This window comes from Leifsonia sp. SIMBA_070 (assembly GCF_046534635.1).
In the GTDB taxonomy this organism is placed as follows: Bacteria; Actinomycetota; Actinomycetes; order Actinomycetales; family Microbacteriaceae; genus Leifsonia.
Map to the genome: position 1 here is coordinate 1 of NZ_JAWRYK010000320.1, position 269 is coordinate 269.

At 48.7% G+C, this 269-nt stretch carries 1 protein-coding gene; it reads left to right on the top strand.

What is annotated here, in order from left to right; all coding sequences use genetic code 11:
* The coding region (locus tag SB754_RS20515; protein WP_410784204.1) for a 2-oxo-4-hydroxy-4-carboxy-5-ureidoimidazoline decarboxylase at window positions 1–269 on the top strand (269 nt) is incomplete at both ends.

Here is a 269-nt window from a genome sequence, read left to right on the forward strand (position 1 = left end):
GAGATCACCATGGATGATGTCAATCAAATGGAAAAGGCCATTTTTGTAGAAGCTATCGGTTGGATATATGAGCATTCCCCGTGGATTTCGGAAAAGGTATATAACAAACGCCCATTTGCATCCAAGGAGGAGCTGCTCTCTCACATGAAGCAGGCTGTAGAGAGTGCGTCCGAAGAAGAGAAGCTCGGGTTGCTTCGTGCTTATCCTGACCTCGGAGCGAGAGTGAAAATGGCGGATGCTTCCGTAAGCGAACAAAAAGGGGCTGGCCT